General features: G+C 48.8%; 15 protein-coding genes. 8 read left to right on the top strand and 7 right to left on the bottom strand.

Annotation, left to right across the window (positions count from 1 at the left end; genetic code table 11):
• The first annotated feature begins 2 nt into the window (after positions 1–2).
• Both BRW63_RS15520 and BRW63_RS15515 read left to right on the top strand, forming a co-directional pair.
• Complete coding sequence (locus BRW63_RS15520; RefSeq protein ID WP_073072549.1) at positions 3–746, top strand: Stp1/IreP family PP2C-type Ser/Thr phosphatase; 744 nt, start codon at positions 3–5, stop codon at positions 744–746.
• A 375-nt stretch (positions 747–1,121) separates the two neighbouring features.
• Positions 1,122–1,319: an NblA/ycf18 family protein gene (locus BRW63_RS15515; RefSeq protein ID WP_073072547.1), complete on the top strand. Its 198-nt coding sequence runs from the start codon at positions 1,122–1,124 to the stop codon at positions 1,317–1,319.
• 187 nt (positions 1,320–1,506) lie between these two features.
• On the opposite strand, the gene dprA is transcribed toward BRW63_RS15515, so the two are convergent.
• Together dprA and BRW63_RS15505 are read right to left on the bottom strand one after the other, a co-directional pair.
• The gene (gene dprA, locus BRW63_RS15510; RefSeq protein WP_073072545.1) at positions 1,507–2,634 is read right to left on the bottom strand and encodes a DNA-processing protein DprA; all 1,128 of its coding nucleotides are present in this window, start codon (positions 2,632–2,634) and stop codon (positions 1,507–1,509) included.
• A 123-nt stretch (positions 2,635–2,757) separates the two neighbouring features.
• Positions 2,758–3,444 (bottom strand): DUF2301 domain-containing membrane protein, encoded by a 687-nt coding sequence (locus tag BRW63_RS15505; protein ID WP_073072544.1) that lies wholly within the window; start codon positions 3,442–3,444, stop codon positions 2,758–2,760.
• A gap of 226 nt (positions 3,445–3,670) precedes the next feature.
• On the opposite strand from BRW63_RS15505, the gene psbA reads away from it, so the two are divergent.
• Both psbA and BRW63_RS15495 read left to right on the top strand, forming a co-directional pair.
• Positions 3,671–4,753 carry a photosystem II q(b) protein gene (gene psbA, locus BRW63_RS15500; protein ID WP_073068874.1) on the top strand — a complete coding sequence of 361 codons (1,083 nt, stop codon included), beginning with the start codon at positions 3,671–3,673 and terminating at the stop codon, positions 4,751–4,753.
• 164 nt (positions 4,754–4,917) lie between these two features.
• On the top strand, positions 4,918–7,833 hold the full coding sequence (locus tag BRW63_RS15495; protein ID WP_073068875.1) for a glycerol-3-phosphate acyltransferase: 2,916 nt from the start codon (positions 4,918–4,920) through the stop codon (positions 7,831–7,833).
• A gap of 320 nt (positions 7,834–8,153) precedes the next feature.
• Here the strand turns inward: BRW63_RS15495 and BRW63_RS15490 are convergent, their stop codons facing one another.
• Positions 8,154–11,384: an AAA family ATPase gene (locus BRW63_RS15490; RefSeq protein WP_073068876.1), complete on the bottom strand. Its 3,231-nt coding sequence runs from the start codon at positions 11,382–11,384 to the stop codon at positions 8,154–8,156.
• A 498-nt stretch (positions 11,385–11,882) separates the two neighbouring features.
• Between BRW63_RS15490 and BRW63_RS15485 the strand changes: the two genes are divergently transcribed.
• Positions 11,883–12,563 (top strand): hypothetical protein, encoded by a 681-nt coding sequence (locus BRW63_RS15485; protein WP_073068877.1) that lies wholly within the window; start codon positions 11,883–11,885, stop codon positions 12,561–12,563.
• 124 nt (positions 12,564–12,687) lie between these two features.
• Here BRW63_RS15485 and BRW63_RS15480 read toward each other — a convergent pair whose 3' ends face one another.
• Complete coding sequence (locus BRW63_RS15480; RefSeq protein ID WP_073068878.1) at positions 12,688–13,014, bottom strand: hypothetical protein; 327 nt, start codon at positions 13,012–13,014, stop codon at positions 12,688–12,690.
• Between the two features lie 55 nt (positions 13,015–13,069).
• Positions 13,070–13,351 carry a hypothetical protein gene (locus BRW63_RS15475; protein ID WP_073068879.1) on the bottom strand — a complete coding sequence of 94 codons (282 nt, stop codon included), beginning with the start codon at positions 13,349–13,351 and terminating at the stop codon, positions 13,070–13,072.
• 203 nt (positions 13,352–13,554) lie between these two features.
• On the opposite strand from BRW63_RS15475, the gene BRW63_RS15470 reads away from it, so the two are divergent.
• Together BRW63_RS15470 and BRW63_RS15465 are read left to right on the top strand one after the other, a co-directional pair.
• A complete protein-coding gene (locus BRW63_RS15470) occupies positions 13,555–14,166 on the top strand; it encodes a Uma2 family endonuclease (protein WP_073068880.1) in 612 nt (203 codons plus the stop codon).
• A 100-nt stretch (positions 14,167–14,266) separates the two neighbouring features.
• Entirely contained in the window at positions 14,267–14,509 is a 243-nt protein-coding gene (locus BRW63_RS15465; protein WP_073068881.1) for a helix-turn-helix domain-containing protein, read from the top strand.
• A 182-nt stretch (positions 14,510–14,691) separates the two neighbouring features.
• Here BRW63_RS15465 and BRW63_RS15460 read toward each other — a convergent pair whose 3' ends face one another.
• Positions 14,692–14,907 (bottom strand): hypothetical protein, encoded by a 216-nt coding sequence (locus tag BRW63_RS15460; RefSeq protein ID WP_073068882.1) that lies wholly within the window; start codon positions 14,905–14,907, stop codon positions 14,692–14,694.
• Between the two features lie 55 nt (positions 14,908–14,962).
• A complete protein-coding gene (locus BRW63_RS15455) occupies positions 14,963–15,169 on the bottom strand; it encodes a hypothetical protein (RefSeq protein WP_073068883.1) in 207 nt (68 codons plus the stop codon).
• Between the two features lie 133 nt (positions 15,170–15,302).
• Here BRW63_RS15455 and BRW63_RS15450 point away from each other — a divergent pair, with 133 nt between their 5' ends.
• A complete protein-coding gene (locus BRW63_RS15450; RefSeq protein ID WP_073068884.1) occupies positions 15,303–15,491 on the top strand; it encodes a hypothetical protein in 189 nt (62 codons plus the stop codon).
• Positions 15,492–15,560: the final 69 nt, after the last annotated feature.

Here is a 15,560-nt window from a genome sequence, read left to right as displayed (position 1 = left end):
CCATGAAACGCCTCTTTATAGGGATGACTGATACGGGGTTAATCCGTGCTGTCAACCAGGATGCCTATTACCTCGATCCGGATGGGCGTTTTTTTATTGTGGCAGATGGCATGGGCGGACATGCAGGTGGGCAAGAAGCGAGTCGTCTAGCAACACAAGCGATTCAGTTTTGTCTAGACACCCGTTGGCAATCAACGCTCCCCTCACAAGATTTGCTAGAAAAATCGCTGCTAGAGGCAAATCAGGCGATCTTAGACGATCAAAAGCAGCATCCAGAGCGATCGGACATGGGTACGACCGTGGTCGTTGTGATCTTTCGCGATGAACAACCTTTCTGCACTCACATTGGTGACTCGCGGCTCTATCGTCTGCGTGGCTCAGAACTTGAACAGATGACTGAAGATCACACTTGGGTGGCACGGGCAATGCGCTTGGGAGAGATCACGCCCGATCAGGCGCGAACCCATCCCCTCAGACATGTGCTGGCTCAATGTTTGGGGCGAGAAGATCTCCAGCAAATTGAGGTGAAGTCGCTATCTGTGCAGTCGGGCGATCGCCTTCTACTTTGCAGTGATGGCTTGACCGAAGAACTGTCTGATCAGCGAATTACCGATCAGCTTAAACCGATTCAAGCTTGCGAAAAAGCCGCCTCTGCGTTGATTAACGCTGCAAAAGAGCAGGGTGGGCGAGATAATATCACCGTCGTAATTGTGGCGATCGACGGTCTAAGCGGCAGCGACTATTAACCACACTTTTGACGAAACTGTTTATCTACGACATCTTGAGAAAATCTAATCATGCCCCTATCAGTTGGAGGACTTACCTAATCAATGAGTCCTCGATTTGTAGTAATTGTTACTAGAAATTCTCTCAACCTGTCACAGCCTATACATTCTGAGGTTCCTTTCTAAAGAGGTACGAGCACTTCATTCAAAGTAAGCCAACTGGGGTATGGTCACTTTGTCAAATAGTTGTTATCTTTTGTAATAACAGGTGGATAGATTGATTGACTCATAGTCTATCTTTGAACAATCAAATAAGTCCACCCAGAATCTATCCACGACCTCCCAAGTCGATGATTCTTTGACTGACCTACTCTCTCTTTTACATTGGAGCGTATTATGAGCCAACCTGTAGAACTGTCTTTGGAGCAAAAATTCAGCATTCGATCGTTTGAGACACAAGTCGAGAGAATGAGCCACGAGCAAGCTCAAGACTTTTTGATCAAGCTCTATGAGCAGATGATCATGCGTGAAACGATGTATCGTCACTTTCTCAAACATCAGTGGGGTTTAGAACCCGACCCCCAAATGCCGTAGCCTCTGCTTGAGCCATTGGGCGACCTCGATCTCTTGCTTTGTTCTAAGCCAGAAAGAAGCCAGTGTGCTGGGGCGTTCAGCCAAACTCATTTTGAAAAATTGCAAGCTTGCTACTTCACTTCTTTCTTCAGTAGTTGTGCTTTCGCTTCAAAGCGAACTATCTGACCCTTAATTCATTAAGCTCACCTCAGTGAACTTGATAGCGCATTCCTGGCAATTGTGAAACGAGTCCCAACATTTCTAGCTGTAGTAATGCGCCTGACACCGAACCTGCTGGCATTCCTGTCTGCTGGACGATCGTGTCAAAAGCCGCCGTATCGATTTCATCACTTTGAACGATCGTGTTGACGGACTGCAATACCTGACTTAATTCGGCACTGAGGTCGATTAGAGGTAACTGGGTCGCTTCCATCACTGGGTAGTCTAGCTGAGGCATCGTCCCCAACATTTCGAGCAACTCTGCTTCTCCCAAAATCATTTGTGCGCCTTTGCTAATTAAGGCGAGGCAGCCCTTTGATTTAGAATTGTCTAAACTGCCAGGTAGGGCATAGACATCGCGCCCATAGTCGTTGGCAAGATACGCCGTGATTAGAGCGCCCGATTTTTTAGGAGCCTCAATCACTAAGACAGCTCGACACAGCCCTGCCACAATACGATTTCTGCGGGGGAAGTGAGTGCGATCGGGTTGAGTTCCGGCTGGATATTCACTGAGAGCTAATCCGTTTTCTAGCACTTCCTGATAAAGACGGCGATTTGTCCAGGGATAAACCACATCGACACCTGTTCCCAGCACGGCGACGGTTTTACCTCCAGACTCAATGCAATTGCGGTGGGCTTCGGCATCGATGCCATCTGCCAAACCAGAAACGACCACAAATCCATTTTGTGCCAGAGCAGAGCTAATCTTGCGCGTCCAGCGTCTGCCATAATCTGAGGGTTCGCGAGTTCCTACAATGGCGATCGCAGGCAGAGTTCCCAGATCTTTAACTAGCTTAGAATCGCCGCAATAATACAACACAGGCGGTGGGTCAGGAATCTCTCGCAGCAATCGAGGATAGTCAGCTTCGGCCGGAGTCCAAAAATATTCGTTCTTCTGTTCATGGTGTTGCAGCAGAAGATCGGGCTGACACTTTACTCGCTGGGGCAAAATTTCTTCTACGGTTTGGCTCCCAATTCCTTCGACTTCAACTAACTCTTTTGGGCTGGCTTCCCAAGCTAATGCCAAGCTTCCAAAATGCCGATATAGTCGCTTAATCAGCACCGGGCCAATGCCCGAAATTTGCGACCATGCCAGCCAAAACGCACGTTCCTCCAATTTCCCGTCCTCACGTTAAGGTGATTCTCGGTTAAGTGTTCCCTCAATCTGACAGTGATGAAACTCACCAGTCAGCCTTGAGCCGTTAAAGCCCACTTTTCTCGACGACCAAAGAGCCAAATTTTAATTTTTTGGAGTCGATAGTCTTGAAGCATTGTTTCTGAGGTGTTGCGAGTGCAGATATTCAAACACGCTCTTATCGCCAATATCAGGCGGAACGGGTTGAATGACTTTACGAATTGCAAACACCACAAATAGAAACGCCCAAGCTCCTAGCAAAATCTGCTCCCACTGGATCGACAAGAAACCTGTTAGATGCCCTAAAAGTAAGACAGGAATTAGAGGAGTGAGTAGCTTCGTTTCTAAACGATCGAAGCAAAAAGCCTCTTTAAAAAAGATTCCGGTCAACGCAGCAAAGCCAAAACCGACTCCAAAAATTGTCAGCGGGTGACTATAGATATAGAGAGCAAGCGGTTCTGAACTTTTAACTGCAAACATCAGAGAGGTGATGCCTCCGATCGCCCAAAACGCTTGAAGTGCTTGATGCAGCGGCTTTAGATAGATATGAATCGTAAATAAACTCACACCCAACCCAACCCAAAAAACAAAGTAAAGCAGGGTCAGCACGTTGAGAATGAAGGGGTCACTTCCTTGCCAGAGTACAAGCCCAGTTGCGATCGCAAAGCTCAGTGCTGCCACCAGCAGCCCACCTCGGTAGATAATAACCCCGCGACGATCGCTGGAGTCGATCGTAAACTCTCCAAACTGTCCCTGATAAACTTCCAGTTCAGTCATTTGCAGTTGAGCCATAGGTCAGTGGTGATTCACGTCTACCCCCATCCTACTGTGCTTCCGCCTGTCGCGCCTCATTGTGTTACCAGAAAGCCGCATCCCTTTGTAGGTGCGAAGGACGCGAACCAAGAGTTTTACACATCTACAAATATTGTGAGAATCCTTTACAAAGCTTAAAGTCTCGTTTATTGTATGAGGTGTGGCAAGTCCACAATTCATACCTCAATTAGCACTCATACTCACCATGACGACCACAATTCAGAGACGCGAAAGCGCCAACCTGTGGGAGCAGTTTTGCTCTTGGGTCACCTCCACCGAAAACCGCCTGTATGTGGGCTGGTTCGGCGTGCTGATGATTCCCACCCTGCTCTCCGCGACCCTCTGCTTCATCATCGCCTTCATTGCTGCCCCTCCGGTAGACATTGATGGCATCCGCGAACCCGTGGCTGGCTCCTTGATGTACGGCAACAACATCATCTCGGGCGCGGTTGTCCCCTCCTCCAACGCCATCGGCTTACACTTCTACCCAATTTGGGAAGCCGCCTCATTAGACGAGTGGCTCTACAACGGCGGTCCTTACCAACTCGTCGTTCTGCACTTCTTACTCGGCATCTTCTGCTACATGGGACGCGAGTGGGAACTGTCCTACCGTCTCGGCATGCGTCCTTGGATCTGCGTTGCTTACTCCGCCCCCGTCGCCGCTGCGACTGCCGTGTTTTTGATCTACCCGATCGGACAAGGCTCGTTCTCGGACGGCATGCCCCTGGGCATCAGTGGCACCTTCAACTTCATGTTGGTGTTTCAAGCTGAGCACAACATCTTGATGCACCCGTTTCACATGCTGGGAGTCGCTGGAGTTTTCGGCGGTAGCTTGTTCAGTGCGATGCACGGTTCGTTGGTGACCTCCTCGTTAGTGAGAGAGACGACCGAGAACGAATCGCAGAACGCGGGGTACAAGTTTGGGCAAGAAGAAGAGACGTACAACATTGTGGCCGCGCACGGCTACTTTGGGCGGTTGATCTTCCAATATGCGTCGTTTAACAACAGTCGCTCCTTGCACTTCCTCCTCGGCGCTTGGCCCGTCGTCGGCATTTGGTTCACGGCGTTGGGCATCAGCACGATGGCGTTCAACCTGAACGGGTTCAACTTCAACCAGAGCATCATTGATTCGCAGGGACGAGTGATTAGCACTTGGGCGGATGTGATCAACCGAGCGAACTTGGGGATGGAAGTGATGCACGAGCGGAATGCCCACAACTTCCCGCTTGACCTGGCATCGGGCGATGTGGCACCTGTGGCTTTGTCTGCGCCTGCTATCCACGGTTAAGCTTTCCTGGGTAGAATCGGTCTGACATAGAAAAGCCCTCCACTTGCGTGGAGGGCTTTTTGAATGTTTGGCCTTTGCAGCAATGAAGACTTTAGAGAAAACTTAGACTTTTTGCTGAACACGATCGTAGACTGCAAGAAAGGTTTTATTTTGCTTTTACAGTCATGACGCTCACCCAAGTCTGGGGATCTCTCGTGATCTTCATAATCTGTCCAATTTTGGGAGGTCTGCCTCTGATCGATTGGATGACTTATGGAATTACTAGGAAACGGTTAAAAAATCTCGGCACCGGAAATGTGAGTGTCTCGGCTGCTTTTTATCATGGCGGAAAGTTTGCCGGAATTTTAGCCGTTCTGTCGGAGGCGCTAAAAGGAATTGCAGCCGTTTTTCTGGCTCGTGCTTTCTTTCCTGATCATGCTGAGTGGGAAATGATTGCACTGATTGCTTTGGTGTTTGGGCGTTATTGGATTAGCCAAGGGGCGGGCACGACGAATGTCGTCTGGGGTTACGCAGTACACGACCCGATTTCTGCTCTTCTGGTTTTCTTAATCGGTGGCATCGGCTTTACAATTCTTCGAGAACGCAGCCAGGGTCGAATCGGCATTCTGATTTTATTCCCCCTAGTGACTGCGTTGCGGCATTCTCAAGACTCTGCATTGATTGTGATGACGATCGCGTTAGCAGTCCTTTTAGGATGGATTTACAAAAAGATTCCAGACGACTTAGATATGAGGACTGAAGCCGCGCAAAAAACATCTCAGTCTATGTTTAAATTCTTTCGGGGCGATCGCTCCCTAGTTTCTCTCGATCAACGTTTGTTACCGGGCAAGGCAGGAGAAAAAGCGGCAACTCTATCGGATCTGAAGCGATCGGGCTACCCAGTGCCAGAGGGTTGGGTTTTGTTTCCGGGTGATGACCCTGCGCCGCTGATCGAGATTCTTCAGCCTTCTGAGGCGGAGCCTTTGGTCGTCAGATCTTCTGCGATCGGAGAAGATTCTGAGGCGGCTTCGGCGGCAGGACAATATCAAACAATTTTGGGCGTGACGCGGCGAGAAGAACTGCTGCCCGCGATCGCGCAATGTTTAGAGTCTTATAATCGCGCTTCGGCAGTTCAATATCGGCGCGATCGTGGATTATCTGATAGTTCGATGGTGGTGCTGATTCAGAAGCAAATTCGGGGTGTGTTTTCTGGAGTTGCCTTTAGTCGCGATCCCATTTCTAGGCAAGGCAATGCGGTTGTTATTGAAGCCCTGCCGGGTGATGCAGAATCGATCGTATCAGGACGAGTGACTCCAGAAGCTTATGAGATTCAAGTCCCCGATGCTTTAACGCTAGATTCGGATTGGGTTTTACCCGATGAATTGATATTGGAAGTCACGGGAGTAGGCAATATTCCACCGAGATTAGTGCAGCAAGTGGCTTTTCTGGTGCGCCGTCTTGAGAATCAGTATCACGGCGTTCCTCAAGATGTGGAGTGGACTTATGATGGTCGCGCTTTGTGGGTGTTGCAGTCTCGACCCATCACAACTCTGTTGCCAATCTGGACTCGTAAGATTGCGGCTGAAGTGATTCCGGGGTTGATTCGTCCGCTTACCTGGTCGATCAATCGTCCGTTGACGTGCGGCGTTTGGGGAGAAATTTTTACGATCGTGCTGGGCGATCGCGCTCAAGGACTCGATTTTAATGACACGGCAACGCTGCACTACTCTCGCGCTTATTTCAACGCATCACTGCTAGGGCAACTTTTTCGACGAATGGGGTTGCCGTCTGAGAGTTTAGAGTTTCTCACGAGAGGGGCAACATTTAGTAAGCCTCCGGTGCAGTCAACGCTTCGCAATCTGCCGGGATTGCTGCGGTTAATCGGTCATGAATGGCAGCTTGAGCAGAACTTTGGTCGGGACGATCGCCGCAGATTTTCTCCTTTTCTCAACGAGGTTGCGACGCATCCCACTTCTGAATTGTCTGTTGCTAATCTGGTAGAGCGAGTTGAGCTGATTCTTGAGTTGCTCAAAACTGCCACTTTTTATAGCATTTTGGTTCCGTTGAGTGCAGCATTGCGAAAGGCGATTTTGCGAGTTAGCGATGAACAGATTGACAATGGAGATACGCCAGAGGTGGCGGCACTGCGATCGCTGCAAGCATTAGCGATCGCAGCCCATCAAGATTTAATCAGCAATGAACAGATAACTGGGACAGATAAAAATGCTGTTAGCAGTTCAGAACTTTTTGGAATGCTAGACAGAACAGTCAACGGGCGAGAAATTCTCGATCGGTTTGACCAAATCTTAAATCGTTATGGCTATTTAAGTGAGGTCGGAACCGATATTGCGGTGCCTACTTGGAGAGAATACTCACAACCTGTTCGAGATTTATTTGCTCAGTTTTGTTTGAATCCGCCCCTTAGAGCAGAATCAGTTAAGCCACGTAAAGCTGGGTTTGTTCAGCGTCGGTTTGGTCTCAAAGGGCGAGTCACAGAAGTTTATAGTCAGCTATTAGCAGAGTTGCGATGGAGTTTTGTTGCGTTAGAAAGGGATTGGCTGCAATCGGGCATACTTTCTGAACCGGGTGATATCTTTTTTTTAGCGTTAGAAGAAGTCCGCCAAGCCTCGCATCTTGATCGCCAAATGCTTGAGCGGATTCCTCAAGTGATTGCTCAACGTCGATCGCGCCTTCAGACCGATGATCAGCTTGAGCAAGTTCCGACGATCGTCTATGGAGACGATCCACCCGCCCCGATTTTGCAAAATTGGCAATCTTCTCAGCAGTTGCAAGGCATTGGGGCCAGCCCCGGACAGGTTGAAGGACGCATTAAAGTGATGCGATCGCTGTCAGCAAATGTAACTGACCTCGATCGAGAGACCATTCTCGTGGTTCCTTATACAGATTCTGGCTGGGCACCGCTTTTGGCAAGAGTGGGAGGATTGATTGCGGAGGTTGGCGGTCGGTTGTCGCACGGGGCGATCGTCGCTCGTGAATATCGCATTCCCGCTGTGATGGATGTCAACAACGCGACTCATCTTTTGCGCGATGGGCAGTCTGTTCGCATCGATGGTCAAAGCGGAACGGTTGAAATTTTGTAGTGGTGAAGAAAAATCTAAGGATCGTAAATTACATAACGTCGGTTACTTGCAAGGTTGAAGGCACGGCAGTGCCCTACCCGTACGTAAATTTGCTTAATTTAGCGTCAGTTCGATGAGTTCTTTCGCTTCGTTTTCAGCGGCTTCTGCCCCCTAAATCCCCCAATTTTGGGGACTTTAAGCTCAGAGTTTAGGTTCAAAGTCCCCCAATTTTGGGGGATTTAGGGGGCAATCCGGATTTGCAACCGCAGCGAAAAACTTCATCGATCTCACGTTAAATCAAATTGATACAATCACTCTGGCAATTTAATTTTGATAGATCCCTAGAGGCAGAGCATAATTTGTGAGCCTTCAGAGGTTTTTGTGACCTCAATGCGCGCTTGGAACGCCTCTCGAAAATAGGGCATGTGTGTAACTGTGAGAATGCAGGAAAAGTCAGGCGCGATCGCATTAATCGCCGCAATCAAGCGATCGCAGCCTTCTTGATCCTGTGTGCCAAAGCCTTCATCAACAATCAGCATTTGCAGGGCAGTGCCCGATCGGTGTGATAGCAATCGAGCCAGCGCCAGACGAATTGCAAAATTAACCCGAAAGGCTTCTCCGCCTGAATAGGTTTCATAAGGGCGTGTGCCGTGAGCGTCGGCGATCAGAATGTCGAGGGTCTCGATCGATTTGGGATTTTGGGTGATGCCTCGCGTCGATTTGCTAGAAGATTTTGCACTGCGGGCGGTGCGTTGAGTCACAAATTGAACGTGCAGTTGATTGGCACTGAGACGAGAAAGAATTTGATTCGTTGTCGCTTCTAGCTGCGGCAGCACATTCTCAATCAAGAGTGCCTGAATGCCATTTTTGCCAAAGGCTAAGGCGAGTTCTTGATAGACTCGGCTCTGCTGACGTGCCAGGGTTAACTGGGTTCTGAGTTCTCCATCTTGAATTCTGAGCGCGTCTTGCTGCTGTTGCTGTTGCTGAAGCCGACCCAGACGGGCAAGCTGTTCATCTAGCTGTTGGCGCTGCCGTTGTAGTTCTTGTTCGATCGCCTGAATCTGAGCCGTAAAATCGGATGTTTGCTCTAAATAACTGACGAGTTCTTGAGTGTGGAGGCTCACCGTTTGCAGCTCGTTTAGCCGCGTCTGGAGGGTTTGCGCCAAGTCTTGGAGACGCTGCTGCACCTGCGGAAATTGCTGCTGTGCCTGTCGCAGTTCTTGAAACCGCAACTGCCAAGGCTGTGCCTGCCGGAGTGCGACTCTGAGCGCATTGTGTTGCGCTAAATCATAGCCAATTTCAGCAATTTGGCGATCGCTCTGCACAAATCCGGCGGCGGTGTCTGCCTGAAGCTGTTCTATTTGCTGTTCTAGCTGAGACACTTGAGCTGTTAGCTCTGGCTGATGGGCAGTCATTTGGGCCTGTCGTCGCTGTGCCTGTTTGATATCTGCAAGTTTAATTTCTGCCCACCGCCAGCGATCGACGGCTCCTCGTGCCAGGGCGTGATCTTTTTCGTCATAGCTCAGTTGTTGGAGGCTGCGATCGAGTAGGGTCAATTCTTCTTGCACATCAGTGGCATAGTCTCGATCGTGCAGTTGTTGTTCGAGTTGAGAAGCTTCTACCGTAAGTTGTTCCAGGCTTTTTTGCACATCGGCGGTAGTTTGAAGTTGTTCTTGCAGTTGTCCGCGTCGCTCTAACGCCGAGCCAAATTGCGCGAGTTGAGTGTCAAGTTCTGCATATTCTCGCCGCAAAACTTGAATTTCTCGCTCAGACACCGCTAACTGTTCTCGAATCACCCAAATTTGATCGAACACTTCTTGCCGCTGCTGCTCGTGTTTTTGTAAGACGAGATTCCAGTGGGGTTCATCGAGGGGACGATCGCAGAGCGGACAAGGCGGATAAGAAGAATTTTGCGGGTCGAGGATTGAGGGTTGCGTGAGAGTCGCAACAGATTGAGTTGCGGATGAGGACTCGGTTGAATGAATGGATTGTTCATCCGTAACTCTATCTGCTGTCAACTCACGTTCTAGTTCTGCAAGATCTTGATCTCCTAATGTGCCTTGTTTGAGCATCCGCAGTTTGTGATCTAATTCGGCGAGATGGGCTTCGTGGTCGCGCTGATGGGCTTGCAGTCGATCCATAAAGCTGCGCCGCTCTAGCCCTTTTTCGCGCACTTGTTCTTGATAGAGTTTGAGTTTTTCTAACGCTTCAATGCGATCAGCAACTTCGACGGCTGCGCGCTGTAGTTTGGGCTGACGCTGCTGCTGGGTCTGAAGCTGATGTGCAGAAGTTCGCAGTTCATCAAGTCTGGCGGTGAGTCGGGTTGAGGCTCGATCGAGATCGCTTTGCAGGTGTTGGCGACGCTGAAGCAGCGGAGCCACTTGCATTTGCAGTTGGTCTAGATGAGTCAGTTGCAGCCGTGCCTCTCGCAGTTGTTCAACTCCGGCTTCAACATCGGCAGCTTTGCTGAGGGTGCGCTGAATCTCTTGAAACTGTTGTTCTAACACCACGCCTTGCGCTTGCAGATTTTGTAACTGATTTTGAAGATCGTTGAGTTTCGTGGTTTGTTGCTGCTGATATTGTTGGCGTTTGGCTTGAGCAACCTGATGGGCTTGAAATTTTGTAGTAAAGCCGTCTTCCCGCATTTGCAGCGTTTGCCATTGCTGATATCCATTGGCGATCGCGCGTTCTTGTTGCAGCAATTCAATTAGCGTTTGCCGTTGGTGATCGATCTGCGTGAGTTCTTTTTGCAGGCGTTGGCAGTCTTGATTAAGATTACGTTGCTGTTGCTGTTGCCAGGTGAGTTGCTGTTTTGTGGTTTGTCGGTGTTGCTGTCTGGCTAAAAGATTCTGCAACTGCTCATTATAGGCAGTTTGCTGCTGCTGCATTTGCGCTAGTGTTGCCTCTAACTGGGCGCGTTCTAGCGCGATCGCTTCGGTTTGTTGCAACTGTTGTTGAATCGACGCTAGATTTCGTTCTAGCAGTTCTACTTGCCCTTTAAACTGACGAGATTTATCTTTGGCTTGCTCTGCTAACTCATCATAGCGCTGTAGCTTTAACAGATCAGCGAGAATTTGTTTACGATCGCCCGGACGCTTGAGCATAAACTCATCGGCGCGACCCTGCCGCAAATAAGCTGAGTTGACAAACGTATCGTAATCGAGCTTCAAATGCTCCAGAATTAAGTGCTGAGTGGCACGAATTCCTTTTTCGGTGAGCGATCGAAACGAGGGTAAGTGTGAATCTGAGTTGTGACTTGCGATCGCTCCGTGGGCAATTTGAAACTCTAGCGCTACGCCGTTTCCTCGTTGCCGAGTTCTGATCACGCGATAGGTTTGTTGATGCATGCTAAACACAAACTCAACTCGCGCTTCAGCTTCACCAACGTGAATTACATCATCTTCAGAGGCTGCCCGACTTTCGCCCCAGATCGCCCAAGCAATTGCCTCTAACAGCGACGATTTGCCAGCCCCGTTAGCTCCGCACACGCAAGCGGTGTGCAGCCCCCGAAAGTCAAGCGTGGCGGCACGATAACTCAAAAAATTCTTGAGTGTGAGTTGCTGAGGAATCATTGAGAGCGATTCGCCCGATCGAGTGAATTGAGTACAAATGCACCGAAGTACACTCGCACTTCTTGTAGTGTACGCGCTTGAAGGGTTAGTCCGTAACGGTTTTTCTAAAAACTCTTAAAAATGACGGCGCGATCGGGCTTTTCAACATACCCTATGGGTCTACTGTGTATACACAAATCGTTTATCGCTCCATTTCAGCCCCCTAAATCCCCCATTTTGGGGGACTTTGAGAAGAGAGAGTTCCAAAATTCAAAGTCCCCCCATTTTGGGGGATTTAGGGGACAATTCCCAAGAAATCCGAACTTGAAGCCATTTGTATATACACAGTAGCCCCATGAATAGGGGATTGGCGATCGAGCATCGTTGATAGCAGAAGCCTTTCACAATCTGCACCTACCTTATGCCCTTTGGATGATTTTTCCCTCATTAGGAACCTTGCTAAACTTGCCTCGGTCATTGAAACCATCGCTACTAGACTAAGACTCTAAGGACGTGCAAATGTTGAAATTCAGAAAATGGCAAACGGGGACTGTCCTGGCTCTCACATTGGGCATGACCTCTACAAGTCTGGCACCCTTTGCGATCGGCAATGCTGCCGCCGCGCCCTTGTTCCCTTCACAGCAGTATCCTTCTACTCAACCCGTCCAATCGGGTCAGGTGAGAATTCCGAGAGGCACGGTTCTGCCTGTTACCTATGACAACGACAAAATTGTGGTGGCACCTAACGAAACCAGTGCAGTCACGCTGAAGATTGCTAGAAACGTTCGCACTTCGTCTGGCGCGTTGTTGATTCCGGCTGGAAGCCAGGTAGAAGGCGAACTCAGACCTTCGCAAGGCGGCACTCAGTTTTTTGCGAAAACGCTGGTTTTGACGAATGGCGATCGCCTGTCGATCGATGCCTCTTCTAATGTGGTGACCCGCAGAGAAACCATCCAAAAAGGTGCAAGCACAGGCAGTATTTTAACGGGTGCCGCGATCGGGGCGGGTGCTGCCGCGATTATTAGTGGAATCACAGGCAACCGCCGCATTTCTGTAGGCAAGGTTTTGATCGGGAGTGGTGTGGGTGCTTTAGGTCAATTCTTGCTGAAACGTGGCAGTGCCGACGTGCTAGTGGTAAATCCTCAAACTGATTTGTCGTTGACGCTCAACAGTTCTCTAACAGTGAACGCTGTCTACTAAAGCTCTGAGGTTAATCGGTGTAGGTGCGTTATTTGTAATGCTTTTACACAGATTATTTTTGTTTAAAGTAATTTAGTGACGCGATGTGCGACTTTCCTAAAACCGCCTCAAAGCAGCCCCCACCCTAGCCCTCTCCCCAAGGAGAGGGAACCAGAGATTGATTGAAACCCATCTCCTGCGGGAGAGGGGTTTGGGGTGAGGGTTTATGGCTTTCTGCTTGAGCAATCTCGTAGACAATCTCAAATTCAGCATCGGGGCTAAGGCGCTGAATCACTTTCAAATATTCTTCGGCGTGGGTGCGGCGACGAAATCGATCGATAAATTGACGCTGAAAATTAGGCAGGCGACGATAATCACCCAGGGACTGAGCGAGTTTTGGTAACTCATATTTTAGATGCCACGAAAAACAGTTGAACTTTCTAACAATAAAAAACCCCTGGTTTGGGGTCAATAGATAAGGATGAGAGTTTCCAGTAAAAAGTCAGAAAATAATTCAATAATAAATTTTATGAATCTTCCAACTGTTGCAAAACGGCTTGAAAGATCTCGCGTTGACTCTTTCCGCCTTCTTCCAGCATTCGCTTAATCGTCATGGCATAGCCCAGCGTGTTTTCGTATTGGTCTGGCATTCCAGGAAAATCGACCCCTGAACCCCAACGTTCGATCGTGTCTTCCTCCAAACCAATGACGCGGGAAAGCAGTTTTACGCATTGCGTGCGGTAGCCTCTGGCTTTCTCGTCTTCTTCACTAACGTTGAACCACAAGCGGCAAAATTGTCTCGGCTTCATCTTGTTCGGCAAATCATGCGGACTAAACGATGATCTACCTTTACCCTTTAACCTCAAGATTGGATACCTGTTTAAGCGGAAGGATTGGGGTTAATGTATCACGAATCCTAGGATAGAAGGCTGGAAACTTTCCATCAAACACTGGAAAGTTTTTCAGTTCGCGTTATCGTAATATCAGTTGAAAGATGAGAGAGGCAAGCACTATGTTTCAAGCTTCGCCAAAATTTATGAGTTTTGAGGAGTTTGTAGAGTGGTATCCCGATCGAGCAGGGCGCTACGAACTCTATAGAGGAGCGATCGCTGAAATGCTGCCAACAGGTGATCACGAAGAAGTAACCGCATTTACTACAGGTGAATTGTTTCTGGAAGTTCGACGGCTGCAATTGCCTTATATCATTCCCAGAACTTACCTGGTTAAGCCTCCCGGCGAAGACAGTGGCTACCAACCAGACATTCTTGTTTTAGACCGAGGGGCACTTCAGGATGAACCCCGCTGGAAGAAATCATCGACGATCGAGCATGGCAAATCGATCAAACTAGTCGTAGAAGTGGTGAGTACCAATTGGAACACCGACTATGGAAACAAGGTGACAGACTACGAACGGATGAGCATTCCTGAGTATTGGATTGTCGATTTTAAAGGATTGGGTGCAAAGCGATATATTGGCTCTCCCAAACAGCCGACGATTTCGGTTTATCAGTGGATGGAAGGCGAGTATCAAGTGCAGCAATTTCGGGGAAAAGATCGGGTTATTTCTGACACCTTTCCAGAGTTGGCGCTTACCGCAGAACAAATCTTTGCGGCTGGGGTTTAGAAGAAGTTTATGTTTAGCTGCTCTTAGAGGTAAACCATCTCGTAAACGATATGACACGTCACCTATCAATCCGGCAATATGGCGCGTCAATATTTTGAGAGTGAACAAAGATCGCCGCCCCCAAGACAGCCAATCGCCGATCGAAGCTTTGAGAGTCGAACGAACCCATTTTTCTCAAGCTGAGTTTGCGGTGCATTGTGGCGTTCCCCTTCGCACCTATCAGAGATGGATCTCTGGCGAAACGGAAGCGAAACTCACGCCTCGTCAGTGGAAAGCGATGATGCAAGTATTGCAGATCTCAGCCGATGAGATTCCCAATGATTTTAGTTCGCTAGGTAGCTGAGATGAGTGCGTAAAGCAGTTTGCGTGATCGTAATAGCAGTTTGCTCAACTCAACGGTTTTAGTAATGTGTTGATTAAGTGCAGTATGGTCGTTTGTCTGTACCACAGCCCGACTGCACCCTGGCAGGATGCTAGATCAACTGCGCGTAGGGCGGCGATCGTTTAGTTATCCAAAACAGAGTCTCAGTCTTCGCTCATCAAGGCTTTCCGATAACCCAACTTTTCTAGCTGGACTAGGACGACAACGCCTGTGATTTTACCTGGTTCTTGTTGGGTGCGATCACGAATCAGATCGCCGATCAGTGGGTATAGATATTTCGCGAGTCCTGGGCGTAAGGTATCGCTGTTGTTAGCACCATAAAGAATGCTACAAATGTCTTTGCAGGTATATCCCAACAACCAGGCACCACCATTACATCATCCGAAACCTGATTAAGCATATCCGCAGACACGATCACTGCGTTGCCAACTCATCTACAAAAAGTTCATCATACACGTCATTTTCCGCGCCTACCCAAGCCTGATAAGCCCCGGACGCTTCACTCGAAACCTGCTTGACTTGATGATGATCTCGCAAGGCAAGAACCAACGGCATCAACAAAACCAACTGCTCATCAGAAAGCTGTTCAATCAAATTTAGAAGGTCTTGGCGAAGCTGCATAATGACCTTACCTTGACATATATCTTCTCTATTCTATTGTCGCAATACAGAAGGGAATTAGAACAGGAATTGAAACTGCTGTTTTGTTGGAAGGGCGATCGCTCCCAAATCTAACAAACGCCTGCGATCGCCTATGTTAGAAGCGATCGAATCTCTCTCCATTGACGATCAAGCCGCGCTGCTCGAAATCATCCAACGCCGACTGATTGAACACCGCCGTGCAGAAATCGCCAATAACATTGCTCAAACGAAAGCCGCTCATCAAGCAGGCACCGTATTTCGAGGAACTGTGGAGGATGCGATCGCAGAGTTAAATCGTTGAAAACTATCACAAGAGGTAACAGTTATAAGCTACAAAAAACAGTATCGTGCGTTACTTATCTTCAAGAAA

It is taken from the genome of Phormidesmis priestleyi ULC007 (assembly GCF_001895925.1).
Lineage (GTDB): Bacteria > Cyanobacteriota > Cyanobacteriia > Leptolyngbyales > Leptolyngbyaceae > Phormidesmis_A > Phormidesmis_A priestleyi_A.
This window is presented reverse-complemented; position numbering and strand designations above follow the sequence as displayed.